This window comes from Kribbella sp. NPDC050124, assembly GCF_044460355.1.
GTDB lineage: Bacteria > Actinomycetota > Actinomycetes > Propionibacteriales > Kribbellaceae > Kribbella.
The window spans coordinates 21,705-34,667 of sequence record NZ_JBITJU010000038.1 but is presented as its reverse complement, the minus strand read 5'-3'; the positions used below and the strand labels follow the sequence as shown (position 1 = coordinate 34,667).

Below are 12,963 nucleotides of genomic sequence, written 5' to 3'. Positions count from 1 at the left end.
GCGGCGGTCGCATCGGCCCCAGGGACCGTCATCGGGACCCGGAAGTAGGCCCTGAGTATCAAATCGGACGCCCAGCCTCCTCCAAAAGTTGGAGAGGACGCCCGTCCGCGCAGATGAAGCTTCGGCAAACACGGGCTGACTACGCTGGGCGACGTGTGGAGTGTCTGGCGCCGGTTACCGCAGTCGCAGCAGGATCTGCTGCTCGCTGCGGTCATCGGGCTGGGCTGGTTCGCGGCGCTGAGCCTGATCAACGACAGCGGACTGCGCCCGCAGAACCCGATGGTCTCGGTGGTCACCGGCATCTTCCTGGTCGCCACGGTCGCCTTCGGCCGGCGGACGCCGCGCACGATGCTGGTGATCGTCTCGGTGCTCTACCCGTTCCTGTACGCCGCGGTCGGCACCGGCTTGGCCGCGCAGGTCGGGCTGACGATCTTCGGCCAGCCCGAGATCAGCGACGCCGCGCTGCAGTCGGAGATCCACCTGGTCCCGCTCCTGGTCGTCGGGTACCTGGCCGCGTCGAGCGGCGTACGGCGATTCACCTGCTTGTTCTTCACTATGGGCAGCCTGGCCGGGTTGATGATCGGCCTGCCGACCGTGGTCGCGATCGTGCTCGGCAACGCGAACCGGGCGATTCTGTACGGCGACCGGTACCGGAACTTACCCAGCGACCTGTCGAGCCTCTACAGCTACATCGACGTCTCGCTGTTCGTGTTCGCCGAGGCGCTGATCTGCGGGATGGTGCTGCTCGGCGCGGACGCCCGCCGACGGCGCAAGAGCGTAGCGCTGCTGGAGCACCGGAACGCCGAGCTGGTCCGGCTGCGCGCGGTCGAGGCCGAGCGAGCCGCCGTCGCCGAGCGGACCCGGATCGCCCGCGACCTGCACGACGTGATCTCGCACCATGTCAGCGCCGTGGTGATCCGGGCCCAGGCCGCCGACCGGGTGGCCGACCAGCGGCCCGAGGTGCTGCGCGAGGCGATCCGCTGGATCATTGCCAGCGGCAAGGAAGCGCTGACCGCGATGCGGGAGACGGTCCGGGTGCTGAACACGGCCTCGCCGGGAGCGGGCGAGGCGCCGACCGGGTCCGGCGGCGGGACCACGCCGGTTCCCGACCTGGCCGACGTGGCACGGATGGGCGACCGGTTGAAGGCGATCGGGGTCGACGTGACGATGACGCTGCCCGCGCGGCAGCGGGAACTCACGTCGGTCACCGACCTGACCGCCGTACGGATCATCCAGGAGGCGCTCACCAACGTGATGGTGCACGCGAAGGCCACCGCGGCTCAGGTGACCTGGCAGAGTGGACCGCAGGGTGAGCTCCTGACCATCGACGACAACGGCAGCGGCGGACCGCCGCCGGTGAACGTGCTGGAGACCGCCCGGCGGAGCGAGAGCGGCCGCGGCAACGGGCTGATCGGGATGCGGGAACGGGCGACGGCGGTCGGCGGCACGCTGGCGGTCGCGGCCGGTCCCCTGGGTGGATGGAGGGTGCAGGCATGGCTGCCGCCGCAGACGTGACGGACGAGATCAAGGTGCTGGTCGCCGACGACCAGGGTGTGATCCGGATGGGCCTGGCGATGATCCTCGACCACGAGCCCGACCTGACCACGATCGCCCAGGCCGAGAACGGCGAGGAGGCACTCCGGCTGATCGACCGGTACGACCCGGACGTCGTGCTGATGGACATCCGGATGCCGGTGATGGACGGGCTGGTCGCGACCGAGCGGATCACGACTGCGAACCAGGCGGCCGGGCGTTCGCGTCCCGCCGTACTGGTGCTGACGACGTTCGACGACGAGGCCTACGTGCTGAGTGCGGTCCGTGCCGGGGCCTCGGGGTTCCTGCTCAAGGACACCGACCCGGACCTGCTGGTGTCAGCGGTACGCGCGGTGCACCGAGGCGACTCGCTGGTCGACCCGGCCTCGACGCGGGTGCTGCTGGAGCGGTGCATGGAGCTCGAGCGCCAGGTCGGGAGCGGTACGACGGCGCCCGCCGTACCCCAGCCGGATGCCCGCTGGACCGGGCTGCTCGGCCAACTGAGTGAGCGCGAACGCGAGATCCTGGTCTGGATGGCCCGCGGCCTGTCCAACCGCGACCTCGCCACCAAACTCTTCGTCAGCGAGACCACGGTGAAAACCCACGTCAGCAGCGTCCTGTCCAAACTAGGCCTCTCCAGCCGAGTCCAAGCCGTGGTAGTCGCCTACGAAGCCGGCGTAGTCCGCCCCGGCGAAGCCAACCTCCGCTGGGACTCCTAGGCAAGCAGGTAGATGAGATGGTTGCCCTTGGCCCCCTACTCGCCGAAGTAGGCGGCGCGGACCTTCTTGGGGACGCACATGGCCCAGGCGTCCAGGATCAGTTCGCGGAGCTCGTCGTAGTCGAGGGCGTCGAGGCGGACCTGGATCCAGCGGTAGCGCTCGTCGGCGGGGCGTGGGGGGAAGAACTTGTGCGGCTCGGCGGCCAGGGCGGTCTCTCGTTCCTCCTTGGGGAACCCGATCCCCATCGTCTTCTCGTCTCGTGACAGCGCCAGGTAGACGATCTGGCCGACGCGGAACTTGATCTGGTCCCGGACCAGCACTTCGTAGCTGCGCGGCAGGTCCGCCGTCAGCTCCCGGATATCCGTGAGATCGACCACGCTCCAACGATAGACCGTCATCACTGACAACCTATGTCAGTGATTCCGGCTGTACGGTGGTCTGATGCCCAGTGTGGTGAGCGCGGTCGAAGGCGCCGAGGTGGTTTTCCGCCTCGGCGATGCTTCGCATGCCTTCACCGGGGTCAAGCTGTGGCAGGAGCTGGGCCTCGCCGCCGAGCTCCTGGAGTTCAAGCCGGTCGCCTACGGCTGGGAGCTGCGGCTGCCCCGACCGTCCGTGCACCGGATGGAGTACCTGTTCGACATCGCCGACCTGGGGATGCGCACCGACCCGACCAACCCGCGCGTAGTCGGCGGCGCGTTCGGCGAGCACTCCTGGCTCCCACTGCCCGGGTACGTCGAGCCCGCCTGGATCGCCACGCCTCCGATCGCCTCCACGCTGACCGCGCAGTCGATCAGCTCCCCGGTCGGTCAGGTCGACGTCCAGGTGTGGGCGCCCGAGGGCATCGCGCCGACGTTCGAGCTGCCGCTGCTGCTCGCCCACGACGGGCCCGAGTTCGCCTCGTACGCCGGTCTGACGCACTACGCCGGCGCGATGGTCGCCGAGGGCACCCTCCCGCCGTTCCGGCTCGCCCTGATCCACCCGACCTCCCGAAACCTCTGGTACGCCGCGAATCCGCAGTACGCCGAGGCCTTGACACAACACGTGCTGCCTGCAGTCGAGTCGCAGTACCGGAGCCGGAAGCCGGTGCTGACGGGCGCCAGCCTGGGCGCGCTCGCGGCGCTGCACGCGGAGTGGAACCATCCCGGCACGTTCGCCGGGCTGTTCCTGCAGTCGGGCTCGTTCTTCACGCTGGAGACCGACCCGCAGGAGTCGAAGTTCGAGCGCTTCGCCCAGGTCAGCGGGTTCGTGGAGCAGGTGCTGTCGGCAACCACGGCACCGAGTGCGCCGGCGATCGGGATGACCGCCGGCAGCACCGAGGAGAACGTCCACAACAACCGGGTGATGGCCGCCAAGCTGACCGAGCTCGGGCTCCGGGTGGAGTTCGGCGAAACGCCGGACATGCACAACTTCACAGCCTGGCGTGATGTGCTGGATCCTGATCTCACGGATCTACTGCGACGCGCCTGGGGTGAGGCTGATGGAGCGGGAACAGGTCGAGCTGGAGGCGCCGGGGCTTGACCGCCCCGGCACGGTGATCCGCTACGGCCACTTCGGCCGGCCGGTGCTGGTCTTCCCCAGTGAGCAGGGCCGTGCCTGGGACTACGAGAACAACGGCATGGTCGACGCGGTCAAGGACCTGATCGAGGCCGGCCGGGTGAAGCTGTACTGCGTCGACTCCTACGACCACGTCAGCTGGTCCGACCGCAGCATCCAGCTCGAGGACCGGGCCCGGCGGCACGGCCTGTACGAGTCGTGGATCGTCAACCAGGTGGTGCCGACGATCGGCGCGGACTCGCCCGGTGTCTCGGACATCATCACCACCGGCTGCAGCCTGGGCGCCTTCCACGCGCTCAACTTCGCGTTCAAGCGGGCCGACCTGTTCCCGATCGCGATCTGCCAGTCCGGCAACTACGACGCGGCCAGCTGGCACGCCTGGGGTGAGCGCGGCGACGCGACGTACTTCAACAACCCGGCCGACTACCTGCCCAACCTGGACGGCGACCACCTGGAGTGGCTGCGGCAGCGGATCTTCATCCTGCTCACGGTCGGTCAGGGCGACTGGGAGACGCACCCGACCGGGTCGTTGCCGTCGGCTCGTGCGACCGCCGCCGTACTGGCCGAGAAGGGCATCCCGCATGAGCTGGACCTGTGGGGGTACGACGTAGCGCATGACTGGCCCTGGTGGCGGCAGCAGATCGCCCACCACCTGCCCCGGTTCTGTTAGGAGTCCACCCACCTCCCCTCCTTTCTTTCCTTCCTTCCCTGACCTTAAGGAGCGCCATGGCTGACCGTTCGAGGCATTTGATCGGGTTGTTGCTGGGGGCCGAGGAGGACTGGCCGCAGGCGTTCGAGGCGCTGCTGCAGCGGGTCGGGCCGGTGACGATCGACGGGACCGAGCACGAGTTCGGGTCCCGCCGGCTGACCATCGAGCCGTTCGACCTGACCGATCCGGTCCGGGTCGGGCTGGTGATCGACCGGCTGGCGTACTGGTACTACCACCCGCGCGAGTGGCTGAAGAAGGCCGCGCTGATGAACGGCACGTACCTGCTGAACTCGCCCTTCACCTTCCAGGCGATGGAGAAGCACAGCGCGTACTGCGCGATGCTGAGGCTCGGCCTGAAGATCCCGCGGACCGTGCTGGTGCCGTACAAGAACCCGGTCGACAACGTGCGCTGGGCGTACACGTCGGCCAAGTACAACAAGGGTTTCGACCTGGACGCGATCGCCGAGGACCTCGGCTACCCGCTCTACATGAAGCCGTTCGACGGCGGCGGCTGGCGGGGCGTGTCCCGGATCAACGACAAGGTCGACCTGCACCGCGCGTACGACCAGTCCGGCGAGATGCTGATGCACCTGCAGGCGACGATCGAGTACGACGTGTTCGCCCGGGCGCTGTCGATCGGCGCCGAGACGATGGTGATGGACTTCCGTCCGGACGAGCCGATGCACAACCGGTACGCCGTCTCGCACGACTTCCTCAGCCCGTCGGCCGGGCACCAGGCGGTGGCGATCAGCCGGATCGTGAACGCGTTCTTTGGCTGGGAGTTCAACTCCTGCGAGATGCTGGTCAAGGGCGATTCGGTGCACCCGATCGACTACGCCAACGCCTGCCCGGACGTCGCCGTCACCTCGCTGCACTACTACTTCCCGTGGGCGATCAGCGCCCTGGTCAAGTGGTCGGTCTTCTCGCTCGCGACCAGTCGGCGCACCAGCGTCGACCTGCACACCGAGCGGTACTTCGAGATCGCCGACGACGAGTCGCTCGACTACGACGCCAAGCTGAACGGGTACCTCGCGCTGGCCGACGAGCACTTCGAGACCACGAAGTACCACGAGTGGTGCGCGGAACACCTGGGCGACTTCGACGCCCGGCTCCGCGACTGGGTCGCCGGCCCCGACTTCGACCGCCTGCTCCGCGACACCGTCACGACCACCTACCCCGAGAACGAGCACGACCAGTTCTTCGCCCACTTCCGGGGCCTCACCAACCTCTGGCTCGCCGATCAGTCCAGCTGATCCAGCGCGGCCAGAATCGCCTGCAGTGCGCTGACCCGGGCCGGCGGGATCGCGAAGACCCCGCGGCTCGGGTTGTGCAGCCAGCCCTCGGCACTCAACTGCCGCAGATGGTGGTAGACCTGCCCGCTCGTGCCCAGCCCGTCCAGGGTGCTCAACGAGCCGACGGTGGCATGACCGCGCACGATCTCGCGCAACAGTCTCAACCGCACCGGGTTCCCGAGCGCCGCCAGCGTCGGCGCCATCCCTGACCACTCCGGCCGATCCCGCAGCGCCTCGAGCGCCCGGGTCCCTTCGGCCTGCCCACGCCCCGGCCGGCGTCGCACGCTCGCTGCGGATTCCAGCGCGGCGATGCGCCGTTCCAGCTCGGCGAGCCGGTTATCCACAGGGTCTTCCACACTGTGGATAGTACGTAGTTACGTAACTTCTGAAAAGCCAAGGGTGTACTGGCAGTGCCTCCCTGGCCGCGGCAGACCGGCCTACGGTCGAACCGAATCGGCTGTGGAGACGGGAGTAGGGGCATGGAGAAGCGCGTCCTGGGGACGAACGGTCCGGAGGTATCCGCCCTCGGACTCGGGTGCATGAGCATGACCGGCGGGTACAGCGACCGACCCGATCGGCAGCAGATGATCGGGCTGGTCCGTACGGCGGTGGAGCGCGGCGTCACGTTCTTCGACACCGCCGAGATCTACGGGCCGTACGCGAACGAGGAGCTCGTCGGCGAAGCGCTCGCGCCGTACCGGGATCAGGTGGTGATCGCGACCAAGTTCGGCTGGGACATCGACCCGGTGGAGCGGAAGCCGCGGGGCCGGGTGACCAGTCGGCCGGAGAGCATCAGGCAGGTCGTCGACGGGTCACTGCAGCGGCTCGGGGTCGACGTGATCGACCTCTACTACCAGCACCGGGTCGATCCGGAGGTGCCGATCGAGGACGTCGCCGGCACCGTGAAGGAGCTCGTCGACGCAGGCAAGGTCAAGTACTTCGGTCTGTCCGAAGCGGCAGCCGCCACGATCCGGCGGGCGCACGCCGTTCATCCGGTGACCGCGATCCAGAGCGAGTACTCGGTTTGGTGGCGCCGCCCGGAGGAGGAGGTGCTGGCCGTGTGCGCCGAGCTGGGCATCGGGTTCGTCCCGTACAGCCCGCTGGGCAAGGGATTCCTCACCGGGACGATCACGTCGTCGACGGACTTCGATTCGTCCAACGACATCCGCAGTACGATCCCGCGCTTCGAACCGGACGCCCGCGAGCACAACCAGGCGATCGTCGATCTGCTCACCGGCATCGCGGACCGCAAGGGCGCGACGCCCGCGCAGATCGCGCTGGCCTGGCTGCTCGCCCAGCGGCCGTGGATCGTGCCGATCCCGGGCACCCGCAAGCTGCACCGGCTGGACGAGAACCTCGGCGCCGCAGGCATCGAGCTGTCCGCGGACGAGTTGACCGAGATCGACGAGGCCGGCGCGAAGATCCGGATCCAGGGTGGCCGGTACGCCGAGGCTCAGGAGCGGATGACCAACCTCTGAGCGATCACGTCGTCGCGGTCAGGCGGTAGCCGGTCTTGGCGGAGAACTCGGCCGACAGTGCGAAGCGGTCGCCCCGGACCAGGGTGTGACGCCACTCGATCGGGGTGTTCTGCGACGTACCTTGCCGATTGATCGAGAAGGCGGCGGCCTCCGGCGGGCAGTGCAGCAGCGTCCGCTCGGCGGGTGTGGGTACGACGGCCCGGATGTCCTCGCGGCCGTGGTCGAGGTGGAGCCCGGTGCGGGCGGCGAGCTCGTTGTAGAGACTGGTGTGGGTGAAGTCGGCATCCAGGAGCGGTTCGGCGAGTGATGCGGGCAGCCAGACGCGGTCCAGTGCCAGCGGCTCGTCACCGGCGAAGCGGAGGCGCTCGAGGTACAGCAGCGGGATGGACGCCTCCAGGTCCAGCCGGGCCGCGATGACGCCGTCGGCCCGGATGTCCAGCGCCCGTACGACGCTGTGCTGGGTCAGCCCGGACGCCTCGACCGAGGAGAACAAGCTGTAGAGCGCACCCATCGGCTGCCGGATCTCGGGCGCAGTGGCGACGCGCGGCTGGCGACCGCGTTCGGCGACGATCAGGCCGTCCGCACGGAGCTTGGCGAGCGCCTGGCGGACCGTGTGCCGGCTGACCTGGTAGTCCTCGACCAGCGCGAGCTCGCCGGGGAAGACGTCGTCGAACTCCCCGGCCCGCAGCCGGCGGACGAGTTCCTGCTGCAGCTGCTTCCAGAGCGGCTGGCCGCCGGAGCGGTCGAGCCTGCGCTCGGTCATCTGGGTCCTGCCTCCGTCGGTCACCGGGGTTGCCAAATGTCCGGTCATCTCCTAGCTTAAATGTGCGTACATTTCTAACGGGAGGAGAACCGGTCGATGGTGCAGGTCGAGGTTAGGCCACCAGTCGCCCCGACCGCCGTTCTCGACCACCCGCTGCGCGCTGCGTTCCGTGCAGCGTCCCGGCGGTTGCCTGGGCTGGCCGTCGTACTCACGCTTGCTGCGGCTGCGGTTCCGCTCGGGCGGCTGGTGCCTGTGGTCGGCGGTCCGGTGTTCGGGATCCTGCTGGGCGTGCTGGCCGGCCTGCTGATCCCGGCGGTGCGCTCCGAGCGCTGCCGACCCGGCTACACCTTCGCCGGAAAGACATTGCTCCAGCTGTCGATCGTCGTACTGGGAACCGGTCTGTCTCTCCAACAGGTCGCCCACGTCGGCAGCTCGTCCTTGCCGGTGATGCTCGGCACGCTCGCGCTCGCGCTCGGCGGCGCCTGGCTGTTCGGCCGCCTGCTCGGCGTCCGGGGCGACACCCAGACGTTGATCGGCGTCGGTACGGCGATCTGCGGCGCGTCGGCGATCGCCGCCACCACGGCCGCGATCAACCCCAAACGCTCATCGGTTGCCTATGCGCTGGCGACGATCTTCACCTTCAACGTGGTCGCCGTACTGACGTTCCCGCCGCTCGGCCACCTGATGGGCCTCAGCCCGGAAGCCTTCGGATTGTGGGCGGGTACGGCGATCAACGACACGTCGTCGGTGGTCGCGGCTGGCTACGCCTACAGCCAGCAGGCGGGCGACCAGGCGATCGTCGTCAAGCTCACCCGGTCGTTGATGCTCGTTCCGATCGTACTGACGCTGGTCCTGCTCAAGTCGCGCCGCGACGCTCGGACTTCCGCCACGCAGCGCCTGCCGTGGCGGAAGCTCGTCCCGCTGTTCCTGATCGGGTTCGTCGCCGCCTCCGGCCTGCGGTCGGCCGGCCTGGTGCCACTGAGCTGGCTGCCCGCCTTGAGCACGATCGGCACGTTCCTGATCACGTCCGCGCTGGTCGCGATCGGCCTCTCACTGCGGCCGAAGGAGCTGCGCGACGCAGGACCCCGGCCGCTCCTCCTCGGAGCGATCCTGTGGGTCCTGGTCGCGGCGGGCAGCCTGGCGATTCAGTCCTTCTCGTAGGCGGCGGACCGGGTCTGCACGGCCTTGATCCGCGGTACGTCGAACTTGCTGCTGCGGTCGAAGCGGTAGATGCCGTTCTCTTCCTGGAAGACGTCGGTGAGCTGCGTGTAGCAGTAGCCGAACATCAGCGGGTTGTCGAGCAGCACATCGACCAGACCGGCGAACCGGACGTAGAACGCCTCCTCGTCCGCGACCCGTTGGCCGTAACCCCAGGACTCGTTCGTGTTGCCCGCGGCGCCGGCGGCAGCCGCCTCGGCGTTCCACCAGATGCCGCCGAACTCACTGCAGAAGTACGGCTGACCGGCGTACGGCTGGGAGATCGGCTTGCCGTCGTGCCCGCCGACGTTGCCGTACGGCTTGCCGTCCGCGAGGCCCGCCATCTGCTCGGCGAACTTCTCCGGGACCTGCTCGTAGTTGTGCGAGTCCCAGACGTCCGTCTCCGGCACCCGGTGCGAGTACCCGGACGCGTCCAGCACGGGGCGCGTCGTGTCAGCAGCCTTGGTCGCCAGGAACATCGCGCGCGTGACGTCATCCAGCTGGGTGATCCGGTCGTGCAGCAGCTGGTGCGTCTCGTTCAGCGGGCACCAGCCGATGATCGACGGGTGGCTGTAGTCGCGCTCGACGGCCTCCAGCCATTGGGTGACGAAGTTCGCCGCCGGCTGCTGGTTGTCGTGGCCAGTGTCGCCGGTACCCGAGCCCCAGTCGCCGAACTCGCCCCAGACCAGGTACCCGAGCCGGTCCGCGTGGTACAGGAACCGCTCCTCGAACACCTTCTGGTGCAGCCGCGCCCCGTTGAACCCGGCGGCCAGGCTCAGCTCGATGTCCGCGAGCAGCGCCTCCTCGGACGGCGCCGTCATCAGGCTGTCCGGCCAGTACCCCTGGTCGAGCACCAGCCGCTGGTACACGTGCTTGCCGTTGATCAGTATCGCCTGACCGTTGATCGACACCGATCGCAGTCCGGCGTAGCTGTCGGCTCCGTCCACAACGTTGCCGTCGGCATCGATCAGCTCGAGGCGTACGTCGTACAGGTGCGGGTCGGTCGTGTCCCAGACCCGGACCCGGTCGGTCGGAACCCGCAGCGTGAGCCGCGGCGCCAGGTCGAGATCGGCGCGCACCTCCTGGCTCACGACCTCGCCGTCGGCGTCCTTGAGGATCGCGCGAACCTTCCAGCCCGGCTTGTTCGCCGACACCGGCACCTCGAGGTGGAAGCTGGAGCCGGCCAGGTCCGGTGTGATCCGCGGCCTTCCGAGGTGGGTCGTCGGCACCGCCTCGAGCCAGACGGTCTGCCAGATCCCGGTGGTGCGGGTGTAGAGGCAGCCGTGGTTGAAGTACACCGACGTCTGCTTGCCGCGCGCCTGGACGCCCTGCCGGGTGTCGCGGGCGCGGACCACGACCAGCGCCTCCTCACCCGGGCGGGCGACGTCGCGCAGGTTGGCACTGAACGGCGTGAACCCACCCCGGTGCCTGACCACCTCGACGCCGTTGACCCAGACAGTGGCGTCCTGGTCGACGGCCTGGAAGTGCAGCACCGCGTCCTTGCCGGTCCAGTCCGCCGGGATCGTGACAGTCGTCCGATACCAGACCGCCTCGAGGAAGTCGACGTTCTCGATCCCGGACAGCTTGCTCTCCGGCGCGAACGGTACGACGATCCGCTGCTGCAACTCGCGGTCCCGCACCCCACGCTCGAGACCGGTGTCGGCCTGATCGATCTCGAACTGCCACTCCCCGTTCAAGTTCAACCACTCCGGCCGAACGAACTGCGGACGCGGGTGTTCAGGGCGAGGCTGGGTCATGAAGAGCTCCCGGAAGCTGAAGTCAGGCGGTCGACCAGACACTACAACGTTGGAATAGCCCCAGCAACGGCACATCCAGAACTACGTTCCCCACAGCCGACCCCACCCAGCCGGTCCCCCTACAGGCCGAGTAGGCGGGTGCCGTTGTCCCAGCAGACGGCGCGTAGCCAGGTGTCGCCGAGGTCTAGGGACTCCAGTGCCGACAGCTGGACGGCGTAGTCGTAGGGGATGTTCGGGAAGTCCGATCCCAGCACGATGCGGTCCTGCAGGTCACCAAGCCGTGAGGTCAGCGAGCGTGGGAACGGCATCAGGGCCTCGGTGAACGGGGTCAACGCCATCGTCGTGTCCAGATGCACGTTCGGGTACGACGTGAGCGCCAAGTGCTCCACGTACTCCGGCATCCCCAAATGCGCGATCACCGCGGTCAACGACGGATGCTTCCGCAACACCTCACCAAACGGCCCGGGCCCGGTGTGCCGCCCAGGAATAGGTCCCGACCCACAATGCACCACCACCGGTACGGCGGCCTCCGCCAACTGCCCCCACACATCGTCGAGCTCACCATCGCGCGGGTCGTAATCCCCCACCTGCACATGAACCTTGAAGATCCGCGTCCCCGCCTCCAACGCCTCCCGCACATACGCCGAAGCACCAGCCTCAGGAAAGAACGTCCCACTCGACACACACCCAGGCGTCACCGACGCGAAGTCCCGAGCCCACGCGTTGAGCCAGGCCGCCATCCCAGGCTTGTGCGGGTACACCAAGGCCGGAAACGCCCGCACCCCCAGCGCCTCGAGCGTCTTCAGCCGCTCCTCCACCGACGTCCGGTAGTTGATCGGCCAGGCCGTCCCGTAGTGCTCCGACGCCTGGTCGAAGTACGCCCACACCGCGTTCATCACCTGGTCCGGCAGAAAGTGCACATGTACGTCGACCAACCCCTCAAGGCCGAGCCGCCGCCACCACCCGGGAACGTCCGCGTCACGCATCCCCACACTGTAGGCGGCCCCGCGACTACCCCATCCGGAACAGGTCGTCGGCCGGGACCCACGAGACCGACAGATCGAGGTCCAAAACGACACCACGAGTCAGAGCCTCGAAGGCAGCCTGTACGGCGCGACTCGGCTCGTCCCGGCGGGTCACGAGCGCCCACGTCCACACGGGCACCGGCTCGACCACCGGCCGCCGGACCAGGTCGGGAGGCAGCGGAGTCTCGTCCCGCTTCGGCGATCTGATGACCGGCCGGCGCAACCGCCGTACATGCTCGTAGAAGGCCGGACCGGTGATCCCGTGGTCGTCGATGCGGACCACCTCGGCACCGGTCTCGCGGGCGAACTCGACCGCATAGATGTTCCACGACGCCCAGGTCCCGGTGTCGGCGTCGACGAGTACGGCGGTGTCCTTCGCGCGTACGGCGGACTCGTCGCGACCCCACGAGATCGCGGACAGCTGGTCCGCCCCGATCAGCCGACCGGCCAGATCCTGCTCGGCCAGGTCGGTCGCGCGCACCCAGCAGATCGCCAGGTCGACGCTGCCGTCCGCCACCCGCGCCGCCTGCGTGTGCGACGGCATCACCCAGGCGTCGACGAGCAGCTGCGCGACCCCGGACGTCCGCTCGACGAGATCGGGCGGCCGCCAGCTCACGTACCCGAGCCGCACCGGTTCGGTCGCCGCGAGGCCGGCCGCCGTACGGCGTAACTCGCCGGCCTGGTCGAGCAACGCACGGGCCCGCGGCAGCAGCGCCTCGCCCTGCGCGGTCAGCGTGACGGTACGGCGATCGCGGTCGAACAGCCGGACACCGAGGTCACGTTCCAGCGACTTGATCTGCTGCGACAGCGAGGGGCCGGCGATGTGCAGGCGAGCCGCGGCGCGACCGAAGTTGAGCTCCTCGGCCACGGCGACGAAGTAGCCCAGCTGCCGCAGTTCCACGGGCTCGATCGTAGTAGGCCGGGCCTCTCAGCTGG

13 protein-coding genes are annotated in these 12,963 nt (G+C 68.6%); 7 read left to right on the top strand and 6 right to left on the bottom strand.

Annotated elements, in window-relative coordinates; genetic code table 11:
- Positions 1–153 precede the first annotated feature (153 nt).
- Together ACIBL3_RS44100 and ACIBL3_RS44095 are read left to right on the top strand one after the other, a co-directional pair.
- Positions 154–1,515 (top strand): sensor histidine kinase, encoded by a 1,362-nt coding sequence (locus ACIBL3_RS44100; RefSeq protein ID WP_396359996.1) that lies wholly within the window; start codon positions 154–156, stop codon positions 1,513–1,515.
- Positions 1,512–2,252 carry a response regulator gene (locus ACIBL3_RS44095; RefSeq protein WP_396360026.1) on the top strand — a complete coding sequence of 247 codons (741 nt, stop codon included), beginning with the start codon at positions 1,512–1,514 and terminating at the stop codon, positions 2,250–2,252. The genes ACIBL3_RS44100 and ACIBL3_RS44095 overlap by 4 nt, the downstream gene beginning before the upstream one ends.
- Before the next feature lie 35 nt (positions 2,253–2,287).
- Here ACIBL3_RS44095 and ACIBL3_RS44090 read toward each other — a convergent pair whose 3' ends face one another.
- Complete coding sequence (locus tag ACIBL3_RS44090) at positions 2,288–2,650, bottom strand: MmcQ/YjbR family DNA-binding protein (RefSeq protein WP_396359995.1); 363 nt, start codon at positions 2,648–2,650, stop codon at positions 2,288–2,290.
- 43 nt (positions 2,651–2,693) lie between these two features.
- Here ACIBL3_RS44090 and ACIBL3_RS44085 point away from each other — a divergent pair, with 43 nt between their 5' ends.
- Genes ACIBL3_RS44085 through ACIBL3_RS44075 form a run of 3 tightly spaced genes read left to right on the top strand, consistent with a single transcriptional unit; the run spans position 2,694 to position 5,768 of the window.
- Positions 2,694–3,770, top strand: coding sequence for an alpha/beta hydrolase (locus ACIBL3_RS44085; protein WP_396359994.1), 1,077 nt, complete (start codon positions 2,694–2,696; stop codon positions 3,768–3,770).
- Positions 3,730–4,476 carry an esterase family protein gene (locus ACIBL3_RS44080; protein ID WP_396359993.1) on the top strand — a complete coding sequence of 249 codons (747 nt, stop codon included), beginning with the start codon at positions 3,730–3,732 and terminating at the stop codon, positions 4,474–4,476. The genes ACIBL3_RS44085 and ACIBL3_RS44080 overlap by 41 nt, the downstream gene beginning before the upstream one ends.
- 56 nt (positions 4,477–4,532) lie before the next feature.
- Positions 4,533–5,768, top strand: a complete 1,236-nt coding sequence (locus ACIBL3_RS44075) for a RimK family alpha-L-glutamate ligase (protein ID WP_396359992.1) — start codon at positions 4,533–4,535, stop codon at positions 5,766–5,768.
- Here ACIBL3_RS44075 and ACIBL3_RS44070 read toward each other — a convergent pair.
- The gene (locus ACIBL3_RS44070) at positions 5,756–6,163 is read right to left on the bottom strand and encodes an ArsR family transcriptional regulator (protein WP_396359991.1); all 408 of its coding nucleotides are present in this window, start codon (positions 6,161–6,163) and stop codon (positions 5,756–5,758) included. The two genes, ACIBL3_RS44075 and ACIBL3_RS44070, sit on opposite strands and share 13 nt — an antisense overlap.
- 123 nt (positions 6,164–6,286) lie before the next feature.
- On the opposite strand from ACIBL3_RS44070, the gene ACIBL3_RS44065 reads away from it, so the two are divergent.
- Complete coding sequence (locus ACIBL3_RS44065) at positions 6,287–7,285, top strand: aldo/keto reductase (RefSeq protein ID WP_396359990.1); 999 nt, start codon at positions 6,287–6,289, stop codon at positions 7,283–7,285.
- A gap of 4 nt (positions 7,286–7,289) precedes the next feature.
- Here ACIBL3_RS44065 and ACIBL3_RS44060 read toward each other — a convergent pair whose 3' ends face one another.
- On the bottom strand, positions 7,290–8,048 hold the full coding sequence (locus ACIBL3_RS44060; protein WP_396359989.1) for a GntR family transcriptional regulator: 759 nt from the start codon (positions 8,046–8,048) through the stop codon (positions 7,290–7,292).
- Positions 8,049–8,144: 96 nt separating this feature from the next.
- On the opposite strand from ACIBL3_RS44060, the gene ACIBL3_RS44055 reads away from it, so the two are divergent.
- Positions 8,145–9,209, top strand: coding sequence for a YeiH family protein (locus tag ACIBL3_RS44055; RefSeq protein WP_396359988.1), 1,065 nt, complete (start codon positions 8,145–8,147; stop codon positions 9,207–9,209).
- Here the strand turns inward: ACIBL3_RS44055 and ACIBL3_RS44050 are convergent.
- The 3 genes from ACIBL3_RS44050 to ACIBL3_RS44040 form a co-directional block, all read right to left on the bottom strand.
- Positions 9,194–11,002, bottom strand: a complete 1,809-nt coding sequence (locus tag ACIBL3_RS44050; protein WP_396359987.1) for a glycoside hydrolase family 2 protein — start codon at positions 11,000–11,002, stop codon at positions 9,194–9,196. The two genes, ACIBL3_RS44055 and ACIBL3_RS44050, sit on opposite strands and share 16 nt — an antisense overlap.
- Positions 11,003–11,121: 119 nt before the next feature.
- The gene (locus ACIBL3_RS44045) at positions 11,122–11,988 is read right to left on the bottom strand and encodes an amidohydrolase family protein (RefSeq protein WP_396359986.1); all 867 of its coding nucleotides are present in this window, start codon (positions 11,986–11,988) and stop codon (positions 11,122–11,124) included.
- A 25-nt stretch (positions 11,989–12,013) separates the two neighbouring features.
- The gene (locus ACIBL3_RS44040) at positions 12,014–12,928 is read right to left on the bottom strand and encodes a LysR family transcriptional regulator (protein WP_396359985.1); all 915 of its coding nucleotides are present in this window, start codon (positions 12,926–12,928) and stop codon (positions 12,014–12,016) included.
- Positions 12,929–12,963: the final 35 nt, after the last annotated feature.